This is a genomic window from Streptomyces sp. JLSY215, assembly GCF_059682825.1.
In genome coordinates this window covers 4,229,390-4,255,598 of the sequence record NZ_CM185022.1, presented here as the reverse complement: position 1 = coordinate 4,255,598, position 26,209 = coordinate 4,229,390, and the positions used below count along the sequence as shown (strand labels likewise).

At 72.2% G+C, this 26,209-nt stretch carries 26 protein-coding genes; 10 read left to right on the top strand and 16 right to left on the bottom strand.

Annotated elements, in window-relative coordinates; translation table 11 throughout:
* Nucleotides 1–20: 20 nt before the first annotated feature.
* Entirely contained in the window at nt 21–1,331 is a 1,311-nt protein-coding gene (locus AC5677_RS19010) for an alpha/beta hydrolase (protein WP_497196207.1), read from the top strand.
* Nucleotides 1,332–1,427: 96 nt separating this feature from the next.
* Here the strand turns inward: AC5677_RS19010 and AC5677_RS19005 are convergent, their stop codons facing one another.
* Nucleotides 1,428–2,246, bottom strand: a complete 819-nt coding sequence (locus AC5677_RS19005) for a polysaccharide deacetylase family protein (protein WP_497196206.1) — start codon at nt 2,244–2,246, stop codon at nt 1,428–1,430.
* 275 nt (nt 2,247–2,521) lie between these two features.
* Here AC5677_RS19005 and AC5677_RS19000 point away from each other — a divergent pair, with 275 nt between their 5' ends.
* From AC5677_RS19000 to AC5677_RS18990, 3 genes are read left to right on the top strand one after another with little or no spacing between them, the layout of a single operon-like run.
* A complete protein-coding gene (locus AC5677_RS19000; RefSeq protein ID WP_497196205.1) occupies nt 2,522–3,286 on the top strand; it encodes an ABC transporter permease in 765 nt (254 codons plus the stop codon).
* Complete coding sequence (locus AC5677_RS18995) at nt 3,283–3,957, top strand: ABC transporter permease (protein ID WP_497196204.1); 675 nt, start codon at nt 3,283–3,285, stop codon at nt 3,955–3,957. Before AC5677_RS19000 ends, AC5677_RS18995 begins: the two co-directional genes overlap by 4 nt.
* Before the next feature lie 26 nt (nt 3,958–3,983).
* Nucleotides 3,984–4,925, top strand: coding sequence for an ABC transporter substrate-binding protein (locus AC5677_RS18990; protein ID WP_497196678.1), 942 nt, complete (start codon nt 3,984–3,986; stop codon nt 4,923–4,925).
* Nucleotides 4,926–5,037: 112 nt separating this feature from the next.
* On the opposite strand, the gene AC5677_RS18985 is transcribed toward AC5677_RS18990, so the two are convergent.
* Together AC5677_RS18985 and AC5677_RS18980 are read right to left on the bottom strand one after the other, a co-directional pair.
* On the bottom strand, nt 5,038–6,195 hold the full coding sequence (locus AC5677_RS18985; protein ID WP_497196203.1) for a betaine/proline/choline family ABC transporter ATP-binding protein: 1,158 nt from the start codon (nt 6,193–6,195) through the stop codon (nt 5,038–5,040).
* A gap of 111 nt (nt 6,196–6,306) precedes the next feature.
* Nucleotides 6,307–6,969: a response regulator transcription factor gene (locus AC5677_RS18980; protein WP_497196202.1), complete on the bottom strand. Its 663-nt coding sequence runs from the start codon at nt 6,967–6,969 to the stop codon at nt 6,307–6,309.
* Between the two features lie 360 nt (nt 6,970–7,329).
* Here AC5677_RS18980 and AC5677_RS18975 point away from each other — a divergent pair, with 360 nt between their 5' ends.
* Both AC5677_RS18975 and AC5677_RS18970 read left to right on the top strand, forming a co-directional pair.
* The gene (locus AC5677_RS18975) at nt 7,330–8,271 is read left to right on the top strand and encodes an NADP-dependent oxidoreductase (RefSeq protein ID WP_497196201.1); all 942 of its coding nucleotides are present in this window, start codon (nt 7,330–7,332) and stop codon (nt 8,269–8,271) included.
* Between the two features lie 120 nt (nt 8,272–8,391).
* Entirely contained in the window at nt 8,392–8,952 is a 561-nt protein-coding gene (locus AC5677_RS18970; protein WP_497196200.1) for a DUF4291 domain-containing protein, read from the top strand.
* A gap of 88 nt (nt 8,953–9,040) precedes the next feature.
* On the opposite strand, the gene AC5677_RS18965 is transcribed toward AC5677_RS18970, so the two are convergent.
* Nucleotides 9,041–10,030 (bottom strand): hypothetical protein, encoded by a 990-nt coding sequence (locus tag AC5677_RS18965; RefSeq protein ID WP_497196199.1) that lies wholly within the window; start codon nt 10,028–10,030, stop codon nt 9,041–9,043.
* A gap of 160 nt (nt 10,031–10,190) precedes the next feature.
* Between AC5677_RS18965 and AC5677_RS18960 the strand changes: the two genes are divergently transcribed.
* A complete protein-coding gene (locus tag AC5677_RS18960; RefSeq protein WP_497196198.1) occupies nt 10,191–10,499 on the top strand; it encodes a hypothetical protein in 309 nt (102 codons plus the stop codon).
* A 170-nt stretch (nt 10,500–10,669) separates the two neighbouring features.
* Here AC5677_RS18960 and AC5677_RS18955 read toward each other — a convergent pair whose 3' ends face one another.
* The 4 genes from AC5677_RS18955 to AC5677_RS18940 form a co-directional block, all read right to left on the bottom strand.
* Nucleotides 10,670–11,299, bottom strand: coding sequence for a hypothetical protein (locus AC5677_RS18955; RefSeq protein ID WP_497196197.1), 630 nt, complete (start codon nt 11,297–11,299; stop codon nt 10,670–10,672).
* Nucleotides 11,300–11,451: 152 nt separating this feature from the next.
* Nucleotides 11,452–11,949, bottom strand: a complete 498-nt coding sequence (locus AC5677_RS18950) for a GNAT family N-acetyltransferase (protein WP_497196196.1) — start codon at nt 11,947–11,949, stop codon at nt 11,452–11,454.
* Between the two features lie 9 nt (nt 11,950–11,958).
* Nucleotides 11,959–12,555 carry a hypothetical protein gene (locus AC5677_RS18945; RefSeq protein ID WP_497196195.1) on the bottom strand — a complete coding sequence of 199 codons (597 nt, stop codon included), beginning with the start codon at nt 12,553–12,555 and terminating at the stop codon, nt 11,959–11,961.
* Nucleotides 12,556–12,622: 67 nt separating this feature from the next.
* Nucleotides 12,623–13,663, bottom strand: coding sequence for a cation diffusion facilitator family transporter (locus tag AC5677_RS18940; RefSeq protein ID WP_497196194.1), 1,041 nt, complete (start codon nt 13,661–13,663; stop codon nt 12,623–12,625).
* Between the two features lie 303 nt (nt 13,664–13,966).
* Here AC5677_RS18940 and AC5677_RS18935 point away from each other — a divergent pair, with 303 nt between their 5' ends.
* On the top strand, nt 13,967–15,178 hold the full coding sequence (locus AC5677_RS18935; protein ID WP_497196193.1) for a cytochrome P450: 1,212 nt from the start codon (nt 13,967–13,969) through the stop codon (nt 15,176–15,178).
* A gap of 50 nt (nt 15,179–15,228) precedes the next feature.
* Here the strand turns inward: AC5677_RS18935 and AC5677_RS18930 are convergent, their stop codons facing one another.
* The 6 genes from AC5677_RS18930 to tsaD form a co-directional block, all read right to left on the bottom strand.
* Complete coding sequence (locus AC5677_RS18930) at nt 15,229–16,518, bottom strand: cytochrome P450 (RefSeq protein ID WP_497196192.1); 1,290 nt, start codon at nt 16,516–16,518, stop codon at nt 15,229–15,231.
* Nucleotides 16,515–17,189, bottom strand: coding sequence for a GTP-binding protein (locus AC5677_RS18925; RefSeq protein WP_497196191.1), 675 nt, complete (start codon nt 17,187–17,189; stop codon nt 16,515–16,517). The genes AC5677_RS18930 and AC5677_RS18925 overlap by 4 nt, the downstream gene beginning before the upstream one ends.
* Nucleotides 17,170–17,526 (bottom strand): DUF742 domain-containing protein, encoded by a 357-nt coding sequence (locus tag AC5677_RS18920; RefSeq protein ID WP_403500099.1) that lies wholly within the window; start codon nt 17,524–17,526, stop codon nt 17,170–17,172. Before AC5677_RS18920 ends, AC5677_RS18925 begins: the two co-directional genes overlap by 20 nt.
* Nucleotides 17,523–17,936, bottom strand: coding sequence for a roadblock/LC7 domain-containing protein (locus AC5677_RS18915; RefSeq protein WP_497196190.1), 414 nt, complete (start codon nt 17,934–17,936; stop codon nt 17,523–17,525). The genes AC5677_RS18920 and AC5677_RS18915 overlap by 4 nt, the downstream gene beginning before the upstream one ends.
* Complete coding sequence (locus tag AC5677_RS18910; protein WP_497196189.1) at nt 17,933–19,612, bottom strand: sensor histidine kinase; 1,680 nt, start codon at nt 19,610–19,612, stop codon at nt 17,933–17,935. The genes AC5677_RS18915 and AC5677_RS18910 overlap by 4 nt, the downstream gene beginning before the upstream one ends.
* A gap of 460 nt (nt 19,613–20,072) precedes the next feature.
* Entirely contained in the window at nt 20,073–21,146 is a 1,074-nt protein-coding gene (tsaD, locus tag AC5677_RS18905) for a tRNA (adenosine(37)-N6)-threonylcarbamoyltransferase complex transferase subunit TsaD (protein WP_497196188.1), read from the bottom strand.
* A 206-nt stretch (nt 21,147–21,352) separates the two neighbouring features.
* Here tsaD and cbiE point away from each other — a divergent pair, with 206 nt between their 5' ends.
* Nucleotides 21,353–22,660 carry a precorrin-6y C5,15-methyltransferase (decarboxylating) subunit CbiE gene (cbiE, locus tag AC5677_RS18900; RefSeq protein ID WP_497196187.1) on the top strand — a complete coding sequence of 436 codons (1,308 nt, stop codon included), beginning with the start codon at nt 21,353–21,355 and terminating at the stop codon, nt 22,658–22,660.
* A gap of 46 nt (nt 22,661–22,706) precedes the next feature.
* Nucleotides 22,707–23,522 carry a precorrin-4 C(11)-methyltransferase gene (cobM, locus tag AC5677_RS18895; protein ID WP_497196186.1) on the top strand — a complete coding sequence of 272 codons (816 nt, stop codon included), beginning with the start codon at nt 22,707–22,709 and terminating at the stop codon, nt 23,520–23,522.
* Nucleotides 23,523–23,562: 40 nt separating this feature from the next.
* Here the strand turns inward: cobM and AC5677_RS18890 are convergent, their stop codons facing one another.
* On the bottom strand, nt 23,563–24,501 hold the full coding sequence (locus tag AC5677_RS18890; protein WP_497196185.1) for a MerR family transcriptional regulator: 939 nt from the start codon (nt 24,499–24,501) through the stop codon (nt 23,563–23,565).
* 34 nt (nt 24,502–24,535) lie between these two features.
* Complete coding sequence (locus AC5677_RS18885; RefSeq protein WP_497196184.1) at nt 24,536–26,203, bottom strand: MDR family MFS transporter; 1,668 nt, start codon at nt 26,201–26,203, stop codon at nt 24,536–24,538.
* Nucleotides 26,204–26,209 lie beyond the last annotated feature (6 nt).

Genomic DNA, 26,209 nt, shown 5'->3' with positions numbered 1-26,209 from the left:
GTGACGGGAGATGTGGGCGCATGGGGCTGACCAGTCAGTCGCTCGAAATCACGGTGATCGTGCTGGCCTTGGCCTGTGTGGCTGCCACGGTGTGGCTCTGGCCTCGGCTGTCGCGGAGCGGGGTCCGGCCGGTGCTGGGCAGGCTCGGCGCCATCGCGGCCACCCAGCTGTCGATCGTCTGCGCGCTCGCTCTCGCGGTGAATTCGAGCTTTGAGTTCTACGGCAGCTGGGACGAGCTGCTGGGCAACAACGAGCAGGCCCCGGTGTCCGTGAGCCAGAACGGCGGGAAGTACGCCTCGATCGGCAACATCAAGGGCGGGTTGGTCCAACCGGCCGGTCCCCAGGGTCTCGATCGGGTGACCGGTCTGCCCAAGGGGCCCGCCGACAAGGTGGGCAAGGTCGAGTCCGTACGGATCATCGGCCGCCGTACCCGGGCCATCAACCCGGGCTTCGTCTATCTGCCGCCGCAGTACTTCCAGCAGCAGTTCCGCCGCCAGCGGTTCCCCGTCATGGTCGTCATCAGCGGCTACCCCGGCGGCATCATGAACCTCGCCCAGCACCTCCAGGTGCCGCAGAACGCGGGCCGGCTGATCGCGCAGGGCAAGATGCAGCCGACCGTGATCGTGATGGTCCGGCCGACGATCGCGCCGCCGCGGGACACCGAGTGCGTGGACGTGCCGGGCGGGCCGCAGGCTGAGACGTTCTTCACCAAGGACCTGCCGGACGCGATGAAGTCCGCGTACCGGGTGGGGCACGACCCCAGCGCCTGGGGCGCGTTCGGGTACTCGTCCGGCGGTACGTGCTCGCTCCAGCTGGCGATGCGCAATCCGAAGATCTACACCTCGGCGGTCTCGCTCTCCGGCGACTACGCGATCAAGGACGACCTGACCACCGGCAGCCTCTTCGGCACGGGTATCGAGGGCGCGAAGCGCGAGCGCGAGCACGATCTGCTGTGGCGGCTGAAGCATCTGCCCGCGCCGCAGATCTCCGCGCTGGTGGCGAGCAGCCGTAAGGGCGAGCCCGATTACGGGGACACCATGAAGTTCCTCCAGGCCGCCAAGCCGCCGATGACGGTCGATTCCATCATCCTGCCGCGCGGCAGCCACCAGTTCGCCACCTGGCGGCGCGAGGTCGTTCCGGCCCTGGAGTGGCAGAGCCAGCAGCTGACGTTCCCCCAGGACACCGAGGCGGCCAAGCCGCGGCCGAAGCCGGGGACCGGTCCCTCGCAGGCCCCGGGCCCGGGGCGGGGCACCGCGCCGTCGAGCGCGCCGACCGCGCCGCCCGGAGCGGCCGAGCGCAAGCGCGTGGAGGCGGAGCAGTCGCGGGGCTGAGCCGGGAGTGAGCGAAGGGGGCGCCGGATTCGTCCGGCGCCCCCTTTCGTATGCCCTTGTGGTGTCGCGCGCTGTCGCGCGGTGCCCCCGTGGTCCTTATGGGCGGTAGACCATGCCGGGCTCCGGCTTCGCCGGGGAGAGCAGCTGGGAGACCGTGACGATCGTGTAGCCGCGCTTCTTCAGCTGCTCGATGATGCCGGGGACGGCCGGGACGGTGCCCTTGTAGATGTCGTGCAGCAGGATGATGCCGTCGCGCTCGGTCTGGTCCAGCACCCGCTTGGTGATCAGCGCGGAGTCGTTGGTCTGGTAGTCCTTGGCGGTCACGCTCCACAGGACCTGCGCCAGGCCGAGTTCCTTGCTGACCTGCGAGACGTCCTGGTCGGTCCGGCCCTGCGGCGGGCGCATCAGCCGGGGCGTCTTGCCGGTGATCTTCTTTACGGCGTCCTGGACGCGGGAGAGTTCCTTCTTCGCCTCGGCCGGCCCGATGTCGGTGAGGATCTTGTGGGACCAGGTGTGGTTGGCCAGTTCATGGCCCTCGGCGTCGATCCGCTTGACCTCGGCGGGGCGTTCGGCGATGTGGTTCTTGCCGAGCATGAAGAAGGTCGCGTGCACCTTCTCCTTCTTGAGGATGTCGAGCAGGCGGTTGGTGTTCTCGCTGGGGCCCGCGTCGAAGGTGAGGGCCACGCACTTGGCCTTGCTGCAGTCGACGCCGGAGGCGTTCGCGCTCTTGGTGGCGTCCCCGTTCTTGGCGTCGTCCCCGTTCTTCGAGTCCGCGGAGGCGGTCGCATCGGCGCGGGCGTCGGCCGGGGCGGTGACGTCGTAGGTGGCGCAGCCGCTGAGGGCCAGGGTCAGGGTGGTGGCCGCCAGCAGCCCGGCTATGGACGTGCTGCGGGCCGTGGACTTCTGCTTCGGCATGCGGGGCTCTTTCGGACGCGGGCGGTGGACGGGCGTCCGTGACAGAGGCCCCCTTCACGGCCTGACCTGCGTTTTTGGCAGGGCGCAGCGCGGCATGGCAGGGGGATGACCTGCCATGTCGTGCTGTGGTCAACGGACTCGAGAGACTATACATAGTGTGTATTCATGCGGTGTATACGTGGGGTGTCTACGTGGGGTGTCTACACGAGGTGTGGAGGGACCCGATCGGACGCGGTGGGCGCGACACACCGCCCCCGCCGGGATGGACTCGTACCGTGACCGCACCGCAGCCCGACGTTCCCGACGACTGTCTGGCGCACAACGACTGGATCTGCGGCGACTACCTGAGCACCCGTCGGTGGATCCTGTTCGACGCGGTCGTCCAGCACATCCAGCTGACGGTGATCTCGGTGGCGCTCGGGCTGCTGATCGCGGTCCCGCTGGCGCTGCTGGCCCGGCGGCGGCGCTGGACGCTCGGGCCGGTGCTCGGCATCACCACGGTGATCTACACGATCCCGTCGCTGGCGATGTTCTCGTTGCTGCTGCCGGTCTACGGGCTGTCCGCCACGCTCGTGGTGGTCGGCCTCGCCCTCTACTCGCTCACGCTGCTGGTCCGGAACATCCTGGCGGGGCTGGAGGGCGTCCCGGCCGAGGCCACGGAGGCCGCGCGCGGGATGGGGTACGGGCCGATGCGGCAGCTGCTGACCGTGGAGCTGCCACTGGCGCTGCCCGCCGCGATGGCCGGGCTGCGGATCGCCACCGTCTCGGCGGTCGCGCTCACCACCGTCGGTGCCATCGTCGGGTACGGCGGGCTGGGCAATCTCATCTACGCCGGGATGAACTCGTTCTTCAAGGCGCAGGTGCTCACTGCCTCGGTGCTGTGCGTGATCATCGCCGTGGTCTTCGACCTGCTGCTCCTCGGGGCGGAACGACTGCTCACGCCCTGGCGGCGGGCCGGCCGGAAGAAGCGCCCGCGCGCCCGTACGGCAGGCCGCTCGGGCGGCACGCGACCGCTCACCGCGTCCGGGCGGCGGCCGTGAACACCCTTCCCGCGGTCTGGTCCTGGCTGACCACCGCCGCCAACTGGTCCGGCGAGAACGGCGTCTGGCACCGCCTTGAGCAGCACCTCGTCCTGACCTTCGCCTGCCTGGCCATCAGCACCCTGCTCGCGCTGCCCGTCGCGCTGACGCTCGGTCACCTGGGGCGCGGCGGCGCGCTGGCCGTCAACCTCGCCAACATCGGGCGCGCGGTGCCGACCTTCGCCGTACTGGTGCTGCTCCTGCTGACACCCCTCGGGCGGTACGGGCAGTGGCCCACCATCATCGCCCTCGTGCTGTTCGCCATTCCGCCACTGCTGACCAACGCGTACGTCGGGATGCGCGAGGTGGACCAGAACGTGGTGCGGGCCGCGCGGGGCATGGGGATGACCGGCCGGCAGCTGGTCTGGCGGGTCGAGGTGCCGCTGGCGTTTCCGCTGATCCTGACCGGTGTCCGGATCGCCGCCGTGCAGCTGGTGGCCACCGCTACCCTCGCCGCGCTGGTGGGCGGCGGCGGGCTGGGCCGCATCATCACCGCGGGGTTCAACCTCGCCAGCACCCCGCAGGTGGTCGCCGGGGCGGTGATCGTCGCGGTGTTCGCGCTGCTGATGGAGGTCGCGTTCGAGCTGGGACAGCGGTGGGCGCCGTCGTGGGTGCGGGGGCGGATCCGGTGAACGGCGTCCGTGCCGCCGTAACGGTCATCGCCGCTTCGGTCCTCGCTTCCGTTCTTGCCGGCTGCACCAGCGGGCCCTCCCTGGAGAACCGCAGCGCGATCACCGCCCCGCCCGGGGACAGCCGGCAGCTCTCCATCGGCTCGGCCGGCTTCACCGAGAGCGAGTTGCTCGCCCAGATGTACGCGGCGCTGCTCCGCCACGCCGGATACCGCACCGGCATCCTCACCGTCGGCAACCGCGAGCTGTACGAACCGGCGCTGGAGAGCGGCCAGATCGATGTCGTCCCGGAGTACGCCGCGACCCTCGCCGACTGGCTCAACGCCAAGGAGCACGGGCCCAAGGCCGCGCCCGTGGCCTCGCCGGACGTCGACGCGACGATGGCCGCACTGCGCAAGCTGGCCGCACCGCGCGGCCTGACCGCGCTGCCGCCGGGCCGGGCCGTCGACCAGAACGCCTTCGCGGTGAGCGCCGCCTACGCCGCCAAGCACCATCTCAGGACCCTCAGTGACCTGGGCCGCGCCAAGCTGCCGGTGCGGCTGGCGGCGGGCGATGAGTGCGTCCAGCGGCCGTTCTGCGCGCCGGGGCTGCGCACGCGATACGGCATCAACATCACGGCCGTCGACCCGAAAGGCGTCGGCACCACCCCCGCCAAGCAGGCCGTGCAGAACGGCCGGGACCAGATGGTGCTCACCACCAGCACCGATGCCACCCTCGACCAGTTCGGACTGGTGCTGCTCGCCGACGACAAGAAGCTGCAGAACGCCGACAACATCATCCCCGTGGTCAACCGCTCCCGCGCGGGCAGTGCGCGGGCCGCCGCCGCGCTCAACCGTCTCAACACGGTGCTGACCACGGCCGACCTGGCCCATCTCAACGAGCAGGTGGACAGCTGGCGGCGGCTGCCGGCGGATGTGGCGCACGACTACCTCGTGTCCAAAGGGCTGTTGCCGAAGAAATCCGGGAGCTGAGCCGCTTCTGCCGGGCCGTGCGGGGCGACCGTCCGCGCGACCGACCGGGGAGCCCTGGATGTTTCACGTGAAACGGCCGTCCGTGGGCGTTTCACGTGAAACATCGCCCCGCTCACTCGGTAGGCACCGAATCCACCTCGGCCCGCTCCCGCGGCACCCCCCGCTCGTCGGAGTCGATGGTGCGGCGCAGCGCCTCGTGGAGCGTGGTCGGGGTGAGGACGCCGAGGAAGCGATGGCCGTCCAGGACCGCGATCCAGCCCGCGTCGTGCTTGAGCATTTCGCTGAAGGCCGCTTTGAGGGTGCCGGACACCGGCACCCAGGCCTCCATACGACGGGCGTGGTCGGAGACCCGGCCGGTCGCCGCCGCCATCTCCTCGGTGCCCACCCAGCCGTGCAGTTCGCCGTCCTTGTCGAGGACCACCGCCCAGCGGGCGCCCTCGGCGCGCAGACGGGTAGCCGCCTCCGCGGCCGGTTCGCCGAGCCGGGCGAACGGCGGGCGTTCCAGGTCGTCGCGGTCGATGGCGGTGACCGAGAGCTGCTTCAACGCCCGGTCGGTGCCGACGAATTCGGCGACGTAAGGGGAGGACGGGGCGCCGAGGACGGCGGCAGGGGTGTCGTACTGCTCGATGCGGCCCTCGCCGTAGACCGCGATCCGGTCGCCGAGGCGGATGGCCTCCTCGATGTCATGGGTGACCAGCAGCACCGTTTTGTGCATGGTGGCCTGGAGCCGCAGAAATTCCTTCTGGAGCCGGTCGCGGACGACCGGGTCGACGGCGCCGAACGGCTCGTCCATCAGCAGTACGGGCGGATCGGCGGCGAGCGCGCGGGCCACGCCGACGCGCTGGCGCTGGCCGCCGGAGAGCTGTTCGGGGTAGCGCGAGCCGTAGACGGCCGGGTCCAGGCCGACCAGGTCGAGGAGTTCGGCGGCCCGCTCGCGGGCCCTGGCCCGCTTCCAGCCGGTCAGGAACGGCACGGTCGCGGTGTTGTCGAGGACGGTGCGGTGCGGGAAGAGGCCGGTCTGCTGGATGACATAGCCGATGCGGCGGCGGAGCTGCACCGGGTCGACGCCGGAGATGTCCGAGCCGTCGACATGGATCGTCCCGTGGGTGGGGTCGATGAGCCGGTTGACCATCATCATGGTCGTCGTCTTGCCGCAGCCGGACGGGCCGACGAGGGTCACCAGCTCGCCTTCGGTGACCTCGAAGGAGAGGTCGTCGACGGCGGTGGTGCCGTCCGGGTACCGCTTGGTGACGGAGTCGAACCGGATCATTGAGCCATTGAATCCCGGCCGGGCGCCGAGGTCTCGTCATGCGAGCAATCGGGGCCCCGGCCCCTGCCCGGCCGTGCGTCCGTATGCGGCCGCCGGCCGGCCCCTGTCCACCTATTCACCGCTCATCCGGTACCCGGCCCCCGGCACGGTCTCGATCACCGGCGGGTACCCCAGTTTGGCGCGCAGCTTGCTGAGGACGACGCGTACGGCGTTGGAGCGGTAGCTGGTGTGCTCCTCCCAGACCTCCTCGATCAGGTCATCGCCGCTGACCACCGCGCCGTCGGCGCGCAGCAGCACCTCCAGCACCGCGAATTCCTTACGGGACAGCGGCAGCGGGCGGCCGTCGCGCAGGGCGAGACGCCGCGCGGTGTCGACGCTGACCCCGGCCCGTTCGATGACCGGCGGCAGGGCGGGCCGGACCCGCCGGCCCAGCGCCAGGACCCGGGCGCGCAGCTCCTCGTACGCGAACGGCTTGGTCAGATAGTCGTCGGCGCCCGGCCCCGGGCCGTCGACCCGCTCGCGTACCGTGCCGGACGCGGTCAGCATCAGCACCCGGGCCGGCAGCCCCTGCGCCGCCACCCGGCGGCAGACCTCGTCGCCGTGCAGGCCGGGCAGATCGCGGTCCAGGACGAGCACGTCGTACGCCCCGAGCCGCAGCTTGCCCAGCGCTTCCAGGCCGTCCTGGGCGACATCGGCCTCGATCGCATCGCGGCGCAGACCCTCGGCGATCATTTCCGCGAGGCACTCCTCGTCCTCCACCACCAGCACGCGCATGGGCCCATGTCTACCCGAGGCGCACCTTTCGCCGAGGCAAGCGCCCGGCCGCGACGTGCCAAGAATCGGTCAGGGAAACGCAATGCGGCCCCGGGCGGGCCTGTGCGCAGTTCGGCCGGCCGTCCCCGACGCCCGCGCCGCGCGCCGTATAGGCGGACCCGGACCCGAGCGCACCCCCGGCGGGCCCGGCCGGGGCGGGACACCGTCGAACGGGGGTCTGAGCCGGGCCATAAGAGTTGCTTCCGGAACACCGCCTTGCCTCCTGCCGCATCCGGCCCCACCGGCGTGCTTACGATCCACTTCGGCCGCCGGTAGGGGACGGGTGACCTCCGGTTGGGGAAGGGTGGAAGGGAACGCCACATGAGAGCCGTAGCAGTCAGCGCATTCGGTGAACAGCCGCAGCTCATGGAACTGCCACAGCCCGAGCCAGGGCCGGGAGAAGTCCTGGTGCGGCTGGCCGCCGCCGGACTCAACCCGGTCGACTGGAAGCTCGCCGACGGCAAGTTCGGCAGCGCCGTACCCGCTGCCTTCCCGCTGGTCCTGGGGTCGGACGGGGCCGGTGAGGTGCTTGCCGTCGGGACCGGGGTGCGGCGGTTCACCGTCGGGGACGCGGTGTTCGGGCAGTTCCAGCGGCCGGAACAGGGCGGCGGATCGTACTGCGAGATCGCGGTCGCCGACGAGCAGGCGATCGCCCCGGCCGCCCGCAGCGTCACCTACGCGACCTCCGCGGCGGTGCCGACGGCCGGGATGACGGCGTACAACCTGGTCGAGGAGACCCGGATCAGCGAGGGCCGCCGGGTGCTGATCGTCGGCGCCACCGGCGGCGTCGGCACCTTCGCCACCCAGCTCGCGGCCGGCCGCGGCGCCGAGGTGCTGGCCACCGCCCGCCCGGCCATGGCCGAGCTGATGCGGAATCTGGGCGCCGCCGAGACCTTCGACCACACCGCGGGCCCGGTCGCGGACCAGGTCCTCGCGGCCTATCCCGACGGCGTCGACGTCCTGATCGACATGACCAGTGACCCCGGCGGGTTCGTCGAACTCACCAGGACCGTCCGGGACGGCGGCACGGCCGTCTCCCTCATCGGCTCGGCCGACGCGGACGTCCTCACCGAACACAACCTCCGCGGCTTCAACTTCGTCAACCGCCCCTCCCCCCAGCTCCTGGAGATCCTCGCCGGGCAGGTCGACGCGGGCCGCCTGACCGTCCTGGTGGGCCGCGAGGTCCCGCTGGAGGAGGCCCCCGACGCGCTCGCCGCGAGCCGCACCGGGCGCGCGCAGGGTAAGACGGTCGTCGCGATCTGAGCGCCGCGCGGTGCCACCGCGCCGGCCGCCCGCCTCGGGGTGGGCGGCCGCCGCACGGGACGACCCGCCCCGCGGAAAACCGGTGGCCGCGCCGGGCCCCGGTCCGGCACCCTGCCTCCGATGCTCCGTCAGATACGCGCCGACCACGACGCGACCACCCTCGTCGTCTACCAGGCCTACGCACCCGCCGTCGCCGACGCCGCCCTCCGCGCCGGCCGCTTCGTGCCGCCGTTCTCGTTCCGCCGGATGACCTGGATCAAGCCGTCGTTCTGCTGGCTGATGCACCGCAGCAACTGGGCCCAGAAGCCGGGCCAACAGCGCATCCTGGCCGTCCGGATCACCCGGAGCGGCTGGGAAACGGCCCTCTCCCGCGCCACTCTGACGACCGCCGACCCCCAGGCCGTCGCCGCCGCCGCGGTCCACGTCCAGTGGGACCCCGAACGCTCCCTGCGCGGCGCCCCGCTGAACCACTACAGCATCCAGGTGGGCATCGGCCGCGATCTGATCCGCGATTACGCCGAGGAGTGGGTGGTCGGCCTCACCGACCTCACCGACCGCGTACGCAAGATCGCCACCCTTGTGCAGAGCGGCCGCGCCGCACAGGCCCAGCGCCTGCTGCCACCGGAGCGCCCGTACGAGGTCCCCCGCCCGATCGCGGCCCGGCTGGGCATCGACGGCTGAACGCGGGGGGCTACGACGCATCCGGCCGCCGCTCGGCCATGCCGAAGGCCTGGAAGTCACCTGCCCGGCCCGCCCCGGCTCCCCGCGGTCAGGCCGCCCCGCCGGTGCGCAGCCGTCGTACCGCCCGCACCGCAGGCGGCCCCACCGCCGCCAGCGCGGCCGTCACCAGCGCCACCTGGATGACGGTCCACACCCCGTCACGCAGCGAACCGGTCAGCGCATCCGCGTACGCGGACGCGGCGGCCCGCGGGACCACGGCCGGCAGCCCCTCCAGCGCATGGGCGCGCAGCAGGGCGAGGGCCGTCGCGAGCAGCGCCGCCGTCGCGGCGCAGCCCGCCCCCGCGCAGATCAGCGCCCGCCGCCGGCGCCGCGCCAGCAGCAGCCCGGCCAGCAGACAGACCGCCGCGGCCGACGGGAGCAGGGGCGCGGCGGTGCGGACGGCCCGGTAGGCGAGGCGGGCGCGGGGGACGTCGGGGCCGCGCAGGAGGACGACCTCGGCGCCCATGCGGGGGATCCGGTGGGCGATGTCGATGCCCAGACCGTTGCCGGCCAGCTGCTGGCGGACGCGGTCGAGGATCGGGGTGAGGTCCAGGGTCACCGAGGCGTTGCCGGAGGCGGTGAGGCTGCCGTCCAGCGCCTGATGGGCGGTGCGGTGGACGCCGGTCCAGACCGCGGGGAAGGAGCGGCCGGTGACGACCTGGCGGACTTGTTTGCCGACGAATTCGCGCAGACCGCGAGTGAAGCGCTTGAGCAGTGCGGCCCGTTCGGGGCGGGGGATCGCCTTCAGCAGGCCGTCGAGCCGGACATGGGTCATCACCCCGTTGGTGACGTCGTGGACGATGGCGTCCTGGACGGCGCGGTTCGCGGCGAGCGGCGCGACGGTGGCCACGTACCGGTCGGTGTCGGTCAGTTCGCTGCGCGCCCAGACGGTGGCCAGGCTCAGCGGCAGCAGCAGCGTGCCGATGAGCAGCAGCGCACCCGCCCCCAGCGCGCGGCCGGGCCGTCGCCGGGGCTGTTCGGGCAGGCGCTGTGCCTCCGTCACCCGGCCGCGGGGGCGTACGGGTGCGCTCGCTGACATCGCGTCCGGTCCTTCCTGGTAGGAGGGACTGCGGCCAAGTGGCCAGGTATCCAGGCAAGACCGGACGGGCGGCGGGCGCGAGCCGGGGCGGTGCCAACGGGTGATCACATACGCCGGACGTACGCCGGACACCCCCGAGCTCTGCCCATAGCATGACGGCATGTCGGTCAACATTGATGTCGAGATCACCGTCACCGAGACATCCGGCGCGGAGCAGGCGGAGCGGATAGCCGACGCCCTCAACGACGTGGCGCGCGACGAGGGGATCCAGCACGAGATCAGCTTTGTGGTGGACGAGTGGGAGGGGCGGTTCGAGGTGGTGGGCGGCACCGAGTACCCGTTGATCATCGCCCGCTTCGGCCAGTGGCAGCCGGAGTTCGAGAGCCGCGTCCACGGCGCGGTCCGGGCCGTGGCGCCGGCCGCGAAGGTGGACATCCGGTGGGGGTACCCGGACGACGAAGACGCCTGACGGTGATCACTCACGTCGAGGACTTCGAGCAGGCCTTCACCTACGGATGGCGGGACGATGGGGCGGAGCGCCTGCACGCCGAGGCCGGGGCCCTGCTCGCGGCCGTGGACGACATGTCCTGAGGCCGCCCCGGCCCTGCCTCCGCACACGGGCACCGAGCCCGATGCGGTTCAGTGCCCGTCCGGCTCCGCCCGTGGGAAGCACTCCGTGAAGTGGACGGCGTGCTGGCTGTTGAGCGCCACCCGCGCCCAGGAACCATCCGTGAAGCCGAACTCGAACGTATCGGCGTCGATGTCCGTACGGTGCCGGACCCAGGCCACCCGCCCCGCCGGCAGGCTCCAGCCCGCCTCGGCACGGCCGAGTTCGCCGCGGCGGCGGCCTCGCTGGACGTAGCTGACGTGCAGCGAGCGGTCGGTGAGCTGGAGCACCGGCAGCGCGTCCGTGGTCGGGACGCGGGGCGACAGGGCGGTGGCGAGCCGGCCCGCCAGGCTGTTCCAGCCGCCCTTGAGCGGCTTGCCCTTCCTGCCCCGGCCCCCGAAGAGGTCCGGCATCGGTTCGAGGACGGCGTCGAACAGCCGGAAGATCCCCCACAGGCGCCGCTTGGTGCCCTCCCAGCGGTCGCCCGGCAGCCGGTGGCCCGCCAGGACACGGGGACGGTTCCAGCGCCACGGCTTCGGCAGCCGGTGCCCGGGAAGGGCCACTTCGCTCTGGACGAGCCGCTCGCCGGCCGGGAGCGCCGTCACCGCCCGCTCCCTCGCCTCCTTGTACGGGACCCTGCCCCAGGCGACCCGTAGGCTCATACATTTCCCCCGTGGCGGTACGCCGCCCCCATGCCCGTCGCATGTCAAGTCTGCGCGAAAACAGGACCGTTGCTTGGAAGGAACTGTAGCGAGCCCGGCCGCTCGGCAGGGTGCGAGGGCACCCACGGCAACGGATCCCGGTGGCGCCGGGGTCAGTGGCGCTCGGTCTCCTCGGTCTTGAAGGTGCGGAAGCCCCGGCGGTGATAGTTGGGCAGCGCGCGCGGGTGGTCGAACGACGAGGTGTGCAGCCAGACCCTGTTCACCGTGGGGAGATGGGCCCACGCCTGCTGGATCCCGAGCGTCAGCGCGTATCCGCCGAGCCCTCTGCCGACGAACTCCGGGAGCAGCCCGAAGGTTTTGATCTCCACTTCGCCGCCAGGGTGCAGATCGTAGGAGACGATGCCGGTCGGCTCCCCCTCGAAGGACAGCAGCCAGAACGTCCGAGCCGGGCAGGCGGCCAGCCACGCGGCCCATTCCCGCTCGGTCCGGCGTGCGCTCCGCCAGCCGTAGGGGGCGCCGATCCTGGCCGGCAGGTCGATGACCAACGGCGAATCCCGCTCCAGCCGCTCCAGGGCCAGACCGGTCACGGGGGCCGCCGGATTGAGCTGGTCACGGGCCGTCATTTCGACGTACGTCACGATCTCCTTCATTCGCGAAGGTTAGGGCCTGCCCGGGGGCGCATCGGCCAGGCGTCGGCGGCACTCCTCGAGAGCCCGCTCCACGGTCCGGTCCCTCTCGCCGTCCCCGGGCAGGAGCAGCGCACCGGCCGCAGACAGCATCCTCCAGAACTCCGCGGGCCTGCCGCGGTCGGCATCGGGGCCGATCCGCACGAGCACCAGGAAAGCGCCGGTCAGCTCGCCTTTGAAGAGGCGGCGGGACAGCCCGAACGCAATGCCGCTGCCCATGCTGCCCGCGGCTGCCGCGGCGAGGTTCAGCAGGCGCCGGGCCTCCGTGCCGCGCTCGTCCAACGACCCGGGAACGTCGAACACGCCGCCCATCTCCAGAAATTCCCCGCACAGCTCCTCCTCCCCCGCGCAGTAGTGCTGGAACAGCTCGTCGGCATCCCCGCCGAGCCGCTTCTCCACGTCGGCGACCGGCCGGCCGAGGGCAAGGCAGACGGCCCACATCGAGGAACGCCAGTCCGCCGTCCGCGCCGCGAACTCAGCGAACACCTGGACCGGTGCGACGCCCGCCCGCAGCCTCTCGCCCGCCGCCCTCACCATCGCGCCGTCCGCACCGGTGCCCTGGACCGTCATCTCGCTGTTCCTCCCGCCCCAGCTCGGCATCGAGCCCACCACATGACCCCGGCTGCCGAGAACTGTCCTAGTGCCGGTGCGGTCCCGGCCGGTGGACCGGTCCGTGGGCGTCCTCGCAGTGGCCGGTGGCGTACGGCTCGGTGGTGGCGTCCGGCCCCAGGGTCAGGACGTCCGGGGCGCTGGACTCCTCGCCCACGTGGTCGACCTGGAGGGTGGCGTGGGTGATGCCGTACTCCGTGCTCAGCAGTTCCTGGAGGCGGCGGCGGACCTTGTGGCAGTCGCCGCCGGGGGCCACCAGGATGTGGGCGGAGAGGGCCGGCTGGCCGGAGGTGATCTGCCAGATGTGCAGGTCGTGGATCTCGACGACCTGTTCCTCGGCCACCAGGTGGTCGCCCAGGGCGTCCGGGTCGACGCCGGCCGGTGCGGCCTCCATGAAGATCCGGCCGGACTCGCGGACCAGGCCGGTGCCGGCCTTCAGCATCAGCGCGACGACGACGAGCGAGGCGATCGCGTCGGCCCGCTGGAAGCCGGTGGTCAGCACGATCAGGCCGGAGACGGCGGTGGCGACGAAGCCGAACAGGTCGGTGAGGATGTGCTGGTAGGCGCCCTCGATGTTGAGGCTGGAGCGGTTGGCCCGGGAGAGGAACCAGGTGCAGATGAGGTTGATGACGATGCCGGAGAGGGCCGTGACGACGACGAGCCCGCCGGTCACCTGGGGCGGTGAGATCAGCCGGGTGACCGCCTCGTAGCCGAGCCAGGCGGACAGGAGCAGCAGGGTGATGCCGTTGGCCTGGGCGGAGAGGATTTCGGCGCGTTTGAGGCCGTAGGTGTAGCCGCCGCGTGCGGGGCGGGCGGCCAGCCGCATCGCGATCAGTGCCAGGATGATGGAGACCGCGTCGGTGAGCATATGCGCGGCGTCCGAGATCAGGGCCAGGGACTGCGCCACGACGCCGATGACGACCTCGATCGCCATGTAGGCGGTCAGGAGCAGCAGCGCGGCGCGCAGCCAGCGGCGGTCGGCGTCCGGGGAGACACCGTGCGAGTGGCCGTGCGAGTGGCCGCCCGGCCGGCTGTGGTCGTGCCCGTGGCTGTGGGCGTGCTCGGTCATGGGCGCGCTCCTTCCTGGGTCGTCGTTGCGAAGCAAACCGCACTTCGACGAAAGATCCAAAGGCTGCACCGGTGACCGTTGTCATTACCGTCGAACGGCGTATCGTGCCTGGTCAGAGCGGTGTGGGCGGCGACGCGGCCGGGACGGGCCGGGACGCGGAAACGGACTGCCGGCATCCCTTTCCGCGCGATGCCGAGGACCGGAACCCTTGATAAGGGCACGCCAAAGAGACGATCTTGGTGGGGCGGACGGCTCGCGATGCCGCGGTCCGTGTTCGTACCCCTACTGAGGAGAGTCGTGCCCGTGAACCGAGAAGCGCCGGACATCCTGTCGCCGGAATTCGCCGCGGATCCGTATTCCGCCTATCGCGTGCTGCGCGACGACTTCCCGCTGCTGCACCACGAGGCCACTCAGAGCTACATCATCTCGCGGTACGAGGACGTCGAACGGGCCTTCAAGGAGCCGGTGTTCACCACGGACAACTACGACTGGCAACTGGAGCCGGTACACGGCCGGACCATCCTCCAGATGAGCGGCCGGGAGCACGCGGTGCGCCGTGCGCTGGTCGCGCCGGCCTTCCGCGGCAACACCCTGGAGCAGTCGTTCCTGCCGGTGATCGAGCGCAATGCCCGTCAGCTCATCGACGGGTTCCGGGGAGCGGGCACCGCCGACCTGGTGGCGGAGTTCGCCACCCGCTTCCCCGTCAATGTCATCGTCGACATGCTGGGGCTGGACCAGGGCGATCACGAGCGCTTCCACCGCTGGTACACCGCGATCATCGGGTTCCTCGGCAACCTCTCCCAGGACCCGGACGTCGCCGCGGCGGGACTGCGCACCCGCGACGAGTTCGCCGCGTATCTGCTGCCCGTCATCCGCGAGCGCCGCGACCACCTCGGCGACGATCTGCTCTCCACGCTCTGCGCCGCGGAGATCGACGGGACGCGGATGAGCGACGAGGACATCAAGGCGTTCTGCAGTCTGCTGCTGACGGCCGGCGGGGAGACCACCGACAAGGCGATATCCAGCCTGCTGCACAACCTGCTGCGCCACCCCGAGCAGCTGGCCGCGGTGCGCGCGGACCACTCGCTGATCGCGCCGGCGTTCGCCGAGACGCTGCGGTACACCCCGCCGGTCCACATGATCATGCGGCAGGCCGCCGAGGACATCACCATCGGCGGCGGCGAGGTGCCCAAGGGCGCCACCCTCACCTGTCTGATCGGCGCGGCCGGGCGGGACGAGCGGCGCTACGCCGACCCCGACACCTTCGACATCCACCGTGCCGACCTGTCCGCCACCACCGCCTTCTCGGCCGCCGCGGACCATCTCTCGTTCGCCCTCGGGCGGCACTTCTGCGTCGGCGCGCTGCTGGCGAAGGCGGAGGTCGAGGTGGGCGTGGCCCAACTGCTCGACGCGCTGCCGGAGATGGCGCTGGAGCCGGGAGCGGAGCCGCGGGAGCAGGGGGTCTTCACGAGGGGGCTGGATACGCTGCCGGTGCGGTTCACCCCGGCGGGATAGCCCGCCCTTCGCAGGGCGGTGTTTCACGTGAAACACCGCCCCGTGCCCGCTCATCCGTACAGCGCGCCCGGTGTCCCCATCGCCGGAATCGGCGTATACGCGGGCGTGAACTCGACCGGCAGCCCGACCAGGCCGCGCATCCACAGCGACGGATGCCACACCAGGTCCTCGGCGGGCACCGTCAGCATCACGTCCGGCAGCCGGTCGAGCAGCACCTCCACCGCCGCCTTGGCGATTACCTCGGCGATCTCCGGGGCGGGGTAGGGACAGGCGTGTTCCCCATGGCTGAAGGACATATGGGCCTGGTTGCCGTCGGCGCCGGCCTCGCTGAAGTCCGGCCGCACCTGGGGATCGGTGTTGGCGGCGGCCAGCCCGAGAATCACCAGATCCCCGGTACGGATCCGGCGGCCGCCGAGCTGGGTGTCGCGCGCCGCCCAGCGGCCGATGTAGTTCTGGGTCGGGGTGTCGTGCCAGAGCACCTCGTTGAGCGCCTGGCCGACGCTGCGCCGCCCGCCCGAGAGGCTGACCGCGAACCGGTCGTCGGTCAGCATCAGCCGCAGCGTGTTGCCGATCCAGTTGGCGGTCGGCTGCTGCGCGGCGGCCATCACCACCAGCAGATCGATGACCGCTTCCTCATCGGCCAGCCCCGCCTCATGGCCCAGCAGCCGGGACGGCACATCGGCGCCCGGCTTGGACCGCCTGGCCTTGACCAGCCGCTGCATCCGCGCGGCGACCCGCTGGTGCGCCGCGATCGAGCCGTCGTCGGCGTTCAGTGACGCGGCGATGTCGGCGGCCAGTTCGGGCACCTCGGTCGCGGGGAAGCCGAAGAGCTCGGCGATGACGAGCAGCGGCAGCCGGGCAGCGTAATGGACCATCAGATCCGTCTCGCCGGACCCGGCGAACGCGTCGATCAGCCCGTCCGCCAGCCGCTCGCAGATCTGCCGCAGCTCGAACTGGTCGATCGCGGTCAGCGCATCGCTGATCGCCCCGGCCCGCCGCCGGTGCTCGGGCCCCTCGGCGAACATCACCGACGGCTGGTGCCCGACGAACGGCATCAGCGGCCAGCCCTCGGGGATGTGCTCCCAGGCGTGCCAGCGCCGGGAGTCGCGTGCGAACAGCTCCGGGTTGCTGGTGACCTGGTGCAGCTCGCGGTAGCCCAGGACGAACCAGCCGGGGATGTCGCCGTCCAGGAGGACCGGCGCGACCGTCCCGTACCGCGCGCGCATCTCGCGGTAGAGCTTCGCCGGGTCGTCGCTGAAGCCGGCGCCGTACAGCGGTACGGCGTCCGTGCCGGGCCGCATCGGGCAGCCGCCGGTCCGGGGGTGCTGCTGTTCGGTCATGGCGCGGTCTCCGCGGTCTCCTGTACGGACAGGGCGTAGAGATGGTCGACCAGCGCGATCAGCACGGCCTTGCTGGACTCACGGTCGCGCGCATCGCAGTGGATCAGCGGCACGTCCGGTGAGAGGTCGAGCGCGTCGCGGATCTGATCGAGGGTGTGCCGCTCCCCGCCGAAGTCGTTGTGCGCGACGATGAACGGCATCCCGTGCGCCTCCAGCCGGTCGATGGCGTACCAGGAGTCGTCCAGCCGCCGGGTGTCGACCAGGACCACCGCGCCCAGCGTTCCGGAGAACAGCCGGTCCCACAGGAACCAGAAGCGTTCCTGGCCGGGTGCGCCGAACAGATACAGCACCGAGCTGTCGTTGATGCTGATCCGGCCGAAGTCGAAGGCGACGGTGGTGGTCGACTTGCCCTCCACGCCGGTGGGGTCGTCGACGCCGACGCCCGCCCGGGTCATCGTCTCCTCGGTGTTCAGCGGCCGGATCTCGCTGACCGAGCGGACCATGGTGGTCTTGCCGACGCCGAAGCCGCCGACGATCACGATCTTCAGCCCGTTGTCGGCGGTGGCGCTCAGCGGAATGCGGTCGGCGTCGGTGCCGGTCGCCGTGGCCGGGTTCGGAGGGGCGGTCACAGCGGCGGTCGCGGCGGCGTTCTCAGAGGCGGTGGAGTGCATCGAGCACCTCCTTCAGCAGGTCGGCGGCGGGGAGTTGGGCGGTGGCGGCGGTGCGCGGATGGCGGGCGGTGACCTGCCCGCGGTCGAGCAGGTCGGACAGCAGGATCCGGACCACGCTGACCGGCATCCGCAGCTCCGCCGAGACCTCGACCACGGCCAGCGGGCGACGGCACATGGTCAGGATCCGGGCATGCTCGGACTGCATGCCCGGTGTCGGATCGCATTCGCTGACGATGAGGGTCACCAGGTCGAGCGTCCGGTCGTCGGCGGACCGGCTGCGTCCGCCGGTCACGGTGTAGAGCCGGTCCGGATCATCGTCAGGACCGAGCCGTTTCATGCCGGCTGCCCGCCCTCGTCACGCGGCGCGGCCTGCAGATACTCGCCGATCTGCTCCACCAGCTCGTTCATGTTGAAGCCGATCAGGCCGACATCGGCGTCCTCGACGGCGATCAGCGCCAGATGGGCGCCGTTCCCGGCCTCCACGATGAACAGCACGCCACCGTGGAACTCCGTCATCGCCTGCCGTACGCCACCCGTACCGTCCCCGAACTCCACGGACGCGCCGTGCGACAGGCTCTGTATCCCGGAGGCGATGGCGGCCAGCTGGTCGGCCTGATCGATGGTCAGGTCCTTGGAGTGGCACAGCTTGAGCCCGTCCCGGGACAGGACCAGCGCATGGCGCGCGCCCGGAGTCTTCTGGAGCAGGTTCTCCAGCATCCAATCGAGGCTGTGGTCGGTGGTGTTCATCGGGTCTCGTCCTCCGGACGTGCTGGAGAGGGTGCAGGGGGTGACGCGGGTGCGCCGCCGGTACGGGTGTCCGGGGCGGCGTCGGTGGGCGTGCCGTCGGCGGTATCCGGGGCGGATGTGCCCCGGAAGGCCTTACGGAAGGAGCTGAAGCGCGCCGCCGACTCCTCCACGGAGCGGGCGGGCCGGGCGGGCCTGCGGGCGTCCGGCGTCCGGCCGTGCGCCGGACCCGTGCCCATGGGGGCGGAGGCCAGGGTCTGGCCGCGGCGGCGCTTGGGCAGGCCGCTCTCGCCGAATTCGGTCGGCGGAGCGGGCTGCGCCTCGGGGGCGGGCTCGGGCGCCGGAGCCGGCTCCGGGGCGGACTCGGCCCGGGGGCCGGGGGTCTGGGCCTGGCGGGTGCGCCGGGGGAGCGGCGCCGGTGCCTCGGACCCGGACACGGGCCGGTCCTGGGGCGCCGGCTCGGACTGCGCCGGGCGCGGGGACCGGCTCTCCGGCTCGTCCTCGGCGGCGCGCCGGGGAGCGGGGACCGCGGCCCGCGGGGCCGTCACGACCGTGTCGGCGATCGGCGGCTGCTCGGCCTGCTGGGCCGGCCGGGCCTCCGTCACCAGCTGCTGCGGAATCAGCACGACCACGCCCGTGCCGCCGCGCGCCGACGGCCGGAAGGACACATTCAGTCCGTGCTTGCGCGCCAGACAGCCCACCACCGCGAGCCCCAGCCGCGTCCCGGACAGCGACATCAGGTCCAGCGTGGCCGCGGACACCGACTGCTGGGCCCGCTGCAGCGCGGCCTCACCCATCACCAGCCCGCTGTCCTCGACGCTGACCACCACGCCGGCCTGCGCCTCCTCCACATACACATGCACCGGGGACAGCGGCGGCGAGAACGACGTCGCGTTGTCCATGATCTCGGCCAGCGCATGCATGATGCCCTCGGCCGCATGCCCGGCGATGGCGACGTCACTGCTGTTGTGCAGCTGGATACGGCGGTAGGCGCTGATCCGCCCCATCGCACCGCGCAGGATGCTCTCCATCGCGATCGGCTTGTTCCAGCGGCGGCCGGACCGCGCCCCGGTCAGTACGGCGATGCTGTCCGCCAGCCGCCCCGCCTGCGCCGTCGTATGGTCCAGCTTCATCAGATCGCCCAGCACTTCCTCGCCGTGCCGGTCCTCCATCTCGCGCAGGTCCGCGAGCATCCCGGTGGCGAGCGCCTGTACGCGGCCGGCGGCATTGGCGCAGGCGGACATCGCCGCGGCCCGCATCCGCTCACCGCGGCCGACCTCCTCGGCCAGCGTCCGCAGGATCCGCTGATGCGCCCCGGCCGTGGGCGTGGTCGTACGGCTGAGCGCGGTGTCCACCGAGGCGCCGTCCCGCAGCTCCGCGACCAGCGCGGGCAGCGTCTCATCGGCCAGCCGGTCGGCCTCGGCCCGGATGTCCCCGATCCGCGACCGGTAGTGCCGTACCAGCCGCTGCTGATGCACGGCGGTCGCCACCGCGGCGCTCAGCGCCACCCCGCCGGCCCCGCCTGCCCAGGCCAACGGCATCCGTACGGACGGCGGCGCGAGCAACACCGCCCACACGCACAGCCCCCCGGTCACCACCAGAGCGACTGCCAGGGTGCGCGCGGCCGCGCCCAGCGGCGTGTGCGCTGCCTGACGGCGGGAGGGTATCCGTGCTGACATCAAACAGGTCCTCGTGAGCGATGGCGGCTGCGGGCGGTGCGGGGTGGTGATTGTGTCGGGGCGGACGGGGGGAGCGAAACCCCTGGGGGAATCGAGGTATCGGCGTACGGGAGTTGCGTCCTGCGACGTGTCGTATGACGCGTCACGCGACGTGGTGCGTGACGTCTCCCGTGGCGCGTTCTGCGACGTGGTGCGTCATGCGCCCTGCAAGGCGTTCTGCGGCGGATGCGGCGTGTGCGTTACTCCAGGTAAGGCTCGGTGTGCGACGAAGAAACGATCGAAGATCGTCCAGGCACTTTAGCCGCTCGCCGGGATCGGGCAACTTCCGTATCGCCCTCTGCCGTTGAGGCACGATTCGCGCAGGTCATCCCGCGATAGCCGGACTTCAGCCGGACTTCAGCCGGACTTCAGCCGGACGGCGACGAGGCGGCCGTCGGGACGGCCGGCGCCCGGTCCCCCGCTACGCCGCCCGGACGCGCTCCCCGGCCACCGGATGCAGCGCCGCGAACTCCAGCGGCGCCGACGGGTCGATGGACACCTCCAGCGGGGCGGGTTCGGCCCCCGCCCGGACCAGCAGGTCCCCGACCGCCGCGATCATCGCCCCGTTGTCCGTGCACAGCCGCAGCGGCGGCACCCGCAGGCGGATCCCCGCCGCCGCGCAGCGCTCCTCGGCCAGCGACCGTACGCGCGAATTGGCGGCCACCCCGCCCACCACGACCAGCGTGCCGACGCCGTGTTCGGCGCAGGCGGCCACCGCCTTGCGGGTGAGGACATCCGCCACCGCCTCCTGGAGCGAGGCCGCGCCGTCGGCGAGCGGGAGGGGGCGGCCCGCGGCGCGATGGCTCTCCGCCCACCTGGCCGCCGCCGTCTTCAGACCCGAGAAGGAGAAGGCGAAGCGGTTCCCGGGCGGTCCCGAGGTCAGCGGGCGGGGAAAGGGGACAGCGCGCGGATCCCCCTCGCGCGCTGTCCGGTCAATGGCCGGGCCGCCGGGATACGGCAGCCCGAAGACCCGGGCGACCTTGTCGAAGCACTCGCCGGCGGCATCGTCCAGGGTGTCGCCGAGGTGCACGATCGGGTCGCGCGCCAGGTCGCGTACGAGAAGGAGGGAGGTGTGGCCGCCGGAGACGATCAGGACGACGCAGGGGTCGGGCAGCGGGCCGTGCTCAAGGGTGTCGGCCGCGACATGCCCCGCGAGGTGGTGCACCCCGTACAGCGGCACACCGAGCGCGTACGCCAGCCCCTTCGCCCCCGCCAGCCCCACCTGAAGGGCCCCGGACAGCCCTGGTCCCGTCGTCACCGCAACCGCTCCGATGTCCTGGGCCCGCAGCCCCGCATCGGCCAGCGCGGCCCGTACGACCGGGGTCAGGGCATGCACATGGGCGCGGGCCGCGATCTCGGGGACGACGCCGCCGAATCGCGCATGCTCGTCCATGCTCGACGCCAGCGCCTGCCCGAGCAGCCGGCCGTCCCGCACCAGCCCCGCGCCCGTCTCGTCGCAGGACGATTCGATCCCCAGCACCACCGGCGAGTCCACCGAGCCGCTCCCTCCGTTCCGTCCCGCGTTCTTCTCTCTTGGCCGTAATTGCAAACTATATGCAATAAGGGGGGAAGGGTATCGGGCGGCCGAGGGCCGGCCGGGGCTCCGCCCCCACCGGCGACCCGTACCCGCCGGTCAGTAGAGTTCCCCTCCCACAGAGTTCCCCTCCCTCTCCCGCCCCGACGAACCCCGAGGTACCGGCAGTGAGCCCCGCATCCCCCCTCTCCGTGGTCGGCATCGGGGCCGACGGCTGGGACGGTCTGCCGACCGGCTCCCGGCAGGTCCTGCGCGAGGCCGAGGTGCTGATCGGCGGGGCGCGGCAGCTGGCGCTGCTGCCCGAGGTGTGCGCGGGCGAACGGGTGCCGTGGCCGTCGCCGCTGCGGCCCGCCGTGCCGGGGCTGCTCGCCGCCCACGCCGGACGCCGGATCTGCGTGCTGGCCAGCGGCGATCCGATGTTCTACGGGATCGGGCGGACGCTGAACGAGGTGGCCGGAATGCCCCTGCGGGTGCTGCCGCATCCCTCCTCCGTCTCCTACGCCTGCGCGCGGCTGGGCTGGCCGGTGGAGGAGACGGAGGTCGTCACGCTGGTCGGGCGGCCCGCCGAGAGCCTGGCCGGGGCGCTGTACGACGGGCGGCGGCTGCTGGTGCTGTCCGCCGGTGCGGGCACCCCCGCCGAGGTCGCCGCGCTGCTGTGCGCCCACGGCTTCGGGCCGACCCGTATGCGGATCCTCGAACAGCTCGGCGGGGAGCGGGAACGGGTGGCCGAGTGCACGGCGGCCGACTGGCCGGAGCCGTCAGGGGACGACCCCGGTACCGTCGACCCCCGCAACGTCGACCCCCGCCACGTGGACCTCCACACCATCGACCCCCTCAACGTCATCGCGCTCGACTGCGTCCGCGGGCCCGCCGCCCGCCGCCTCTCCCTCGTCCCCGGCCTCCCCGACGACGCCTACGAGCACGACGGCCAGCTGACCAAGCGCCATGTCCGCGCCGCCACCCTCGCCGCGCTGGCCCCCGCCCCCGGCGAACTCCTCTGGGACATCGGCGGCGGCTCCGGCTCCATCGCCGTCGAGTGGCTGCGCGCGCACCGCAGCTGCCGCGCCGTCAGCGTGGAGCGCGATCCGGTGCGGGCCGAGCGGATCGGCCGTAACGCCCGTTCGCTGGGGGTGCCGGGGCTGCGCGTCGTCACCGGGGCCGCGCCCGCCGCGCTGGCGGATCTGCCGGTGCCGGACGCGGTGTTCATCGGCGGCGGACTGACCGCCCCCGGGCTCCTGGACGCGTGCTGGCAGGCGCTGCCGCCGGGCGGCCGGATCGTCGCCAATACGGTGACGCTGGAGTCCGAGGCGCTGCTCGCCGACCGCTACCGGCGGCACGGCGGCGACCTCGTCCGCCTCGCCGTCGCGCACGCCGTCCCGGTCGGCGGCTTCACGGGCTGGCGGCAGGCGATGCCGGTCACCCAGTGGTCGGCCGTGAAGCCGGCCGGTGGCGAGGCGGGACGCTGTTTCACGTGAAACCACGCCGCACACCACCCACGCAGCATCTGGAGAACGAGGAACGATGACCGTCTACTTCATCGGCGCGGGCCCCGGCGCCGCCGACCTGATCACCGTGCGCGGCGTCCGCACCCTCGCCTCCTGCGGGGTGTGCCTGTACGCGGGCAGCCTGGTGCCGCGCGAGCTGCTGGACGGGTGCCCGCCCGGCGCCCGGCTCGTCGACACCGCGCAGATGGACCTCGACGCCATCGTCGGGGAGCTGGTGCGCGCCCATGAGGAGGGCCACGACGTCGCCCGGCTGCACTCCGGCGACCCGTCCGTCTTCAGCGCCGTCGCCGAGCAGATGCGCCGCCTGGACGCGGCCGGGGTGCCGTACGAGGTGGTGCCGGGCGTCCCGGCCTTCGCCGCTGCGGCCGCCGCCCTCAAACGCGAACTGACCGTCCCCACCGTTGGCCAGACCGTCATCCTCACCCGCGTCGCCCAGCGCGCCACCCCCATGCCCGAGGGCGAGGACCTGGCCACGCTGGGCCGCAGCGGCGCCCTCCTGGTCCTCCACCTGGCCGCCATGTACGTCGACCGGGTCGTCGCCGAACTCCTCCCGCACTACGGCGCCGACTGCCCCGCCGCCGTCGTCGCGATGGCCTCCCGCCCCGACGAACTCGTCCTGCGCGGCACCCTCGCCGACATCGCCGACCAGGTGAAGGCCGCGGGGGTGGTCCGGACCGCCGTGATCATGGTCGGCCGGACGCTGGGCGCCGAGCAGTTCCGCGACAGCCACCTGTACTCGGCGGACCGGGAGCGCCCGCATGCGCCGTGCGGGGAGAGCGGGGAGAGCGGGGGGACGCGGCGCGGGGATCCGGGGCGGTCTCCACTGCGGTGACCAGGTGACCAGGTGACTGGGCGACCGGGCGACTGGGTGACTATGCGTCGCGGTCGTTCCGCAGGGCTTGGACGAGCCAGGGGTACACCGGAATCAGACTCGGTACCACCTGCCAGCCGTTGACGATCCACACCAGCCGCCAGTACCGGTCCACCCTGGGGTCGTGCGCCTCTTCGAACTGGCGGGCCATCCAGTCCCGGAATTCCGCGTCGGGGGTGCGCGCGAGCGCTTCGGCGAAGCGGCGCACGAGGTCGTCGACGACGGGTACGGCACTGTTGCTGAGCGGGTCGATGCCCGACTCCATGGCCTCGGAGACCGTCTGACGGGTGAACTCCATCAGGTCCTCGCCGGCCTCGCGCTCGATGGCGGGCGTGCGCCCGGCGGCCTGGAGCATGGCCGTCCGGCGCATCCGGGCCCGGAAGTCCTCGTCGCCGACCAGCTCGGCGAGCTCCACCCACGCGGCGACCTGTTCGCCGGACGGATCGTCGGGGAGGTCGGGAGTGGCAGCGCGAACCATGGCCACCGCGGCCGGGTCGGCATCCACTGTGCCGAAGGTGCCCTCCACGAAATCGTCGATCAGACGTCGGCGTTCTTCGCCGGACAACTGCGTGAGCCGGTGCATGAGCTTGATCTCCTCGGGATCGGACCCGCGTCCGGCCACGACTCGCAGCACGCTCCGACGCAGTTGCAGCACCCGGATCTGGACGTCCATGGCATCGGCGTGCGCCGCGGCGACGTCCGCCACCGAGAGCTCGCGGTCCAGTACCCGTTGAATCGTGGCCAGGTCCATGCCCAGCTCACGCAGTGTGCGGACGAGTTCCAGACGAAGCAGTGCGTCGAGGTCGTAGAGCCGATAGCCGGCGGGACTTCGGGTGGTCGGCGCCACCACCCCCGAATCGGAGTAGAACCGGATGGTCCGCACGGGCAGGCCGGTCCGCCGGGAAAGCTCCCCGATCGAGTAGAGGGTGGTCGCGTCCATGTCCCCCACTCTGCTGCCTCCAGTCACTGGAGACTCAAGCCTGGTCCCCTCCTCCTGAAGGGTCCCCTCTTCCTGAAGGATCCCCTCCTCCTGAAGGGTCCCCTCTTCCTGAAGGATCCCCTCCTCCTGAAGGATCGCCTCCCTCCGAAGTGCCCGCCGCCGCCGGCCCCTTCCGCAGCGGCACCTCGCGGATCAGCCAGGCGGCCGCAAAGGTGACGGCGCACAGCGCGGCCGTGCCGACCATGACGCCGTGCAAGCCACCGGTGACGCCCGCCCGGAAGGCGTCCCGCACCGGCTCGGGCAGCCCGCGCAGCACCGCGGGGGTCATGTCGTGGCCGCCGGCGAGCCGCGCTCCGTCCGGGCCGAGCCGGTCCGTGAGGGTGGCCGCCATCCGGCCGGCGTAGACGGAGCCGAGCACGGCGACGCCGAGCGAGCCGCCGATGGTGCGCAGGAGTGTGGTGGTGCCGCTGGCCGCGCCCATGTCGCGGGGGTCCGCGCTGTTCATGGTGATCAGCATCGAGGGCTGCATCAGGCAGCCCAGGCCCGCGCCGAGGACGAGCGTCAGCGCGGAGGACACGGCCGTGGGGGTGTCGTCGCCGACCGTGAGCAGGGCCAGGGCGCCCGCCGTGGCGACCGCGCCGCCCGCGATGGGGTACGGGCGGTACCCGCCCCCGTTGGCGACCGCCCGCCCGATGAACAGCTGCGCGCCCATCATGCCGAGCATCAGCGGCAGGAGCAGCAGCCCGCTCTGCGTCGACGACATGCCCCGTACGAACTGCATGTACTGCGGCAGATAGCTCGCCGCGGCCAGCATCGCCGCGCCCACCAGGAAGCTCAGCACCTGCGCGAGCGTGAAGTTGCGGTCGCTGAACAGGCGCGGCGGGATGATGGGTTCGGGTGCCCGTCGCTCCACCCGGACGAACCAGCCGAGGGCGGCGACCGCGAGCGCGGCGAGCCCCGCGATCTGCGGTGAGATCCAGTCGTACGCCGTGCCGGCCCAGGTCCCCAGCAGGGTGAGCGCCAGAATGCCCGCGGTGAGGAGCGCGGCGCCCGGGTAGTCGATCCGGGCCGCGCTGCGCTCGCCGCGCAGCCGGATGCGGAGCCCGACGATCAGGAGCGCGGCGGCGCCGACGGGCACGTTGACGTAGAAGACCCAGCGCCAGTTCAGCTGGTCGGTGAGGAACCCGCCGAGCAGCGGGCCGCCGATCATGGCGACCGGCATCATCACGCCGATCATCGACTGGGCGCGCCCCGCCTGCGCAGGCGACAGAAGCGTCCCGATGAGGGAGAGCGCACCCACGAAGAGGCCGCCCGCGCCGAGTCCCTGAAGCGCCCGGAACGCGATCAGCTGCCCCATGTCCTGGGCGAGCCCGCAGAGCACGGAGCCGATGAGGAAGACCACGATCGAGGCCAGATAGCCGCCCTTGCGGCCGTACAGGTCGCCGAGTTTGCCCCAGATCGGGGTGGTGACGGCGGTGGTGAGCAGATAGGCCGTCACCACCCAGGAGAAGTGGTCGAGGCCGCCCAGGTCGCCGACGATCGTCGGCAGGGCGGTGCCGACGATCGTGCCGTCGAGTGTCGCCAGGATGATGCCGAGCAGCAGCCCCAGGACCGCGAGCCGCGACGGCGGCGCCGGGTCCGGCGGCCGGTGGCTGCCGGGCCCGGCCGTCTCGTCCGCCGCCTCTTCCGTACGTTGACGCATTCTTCC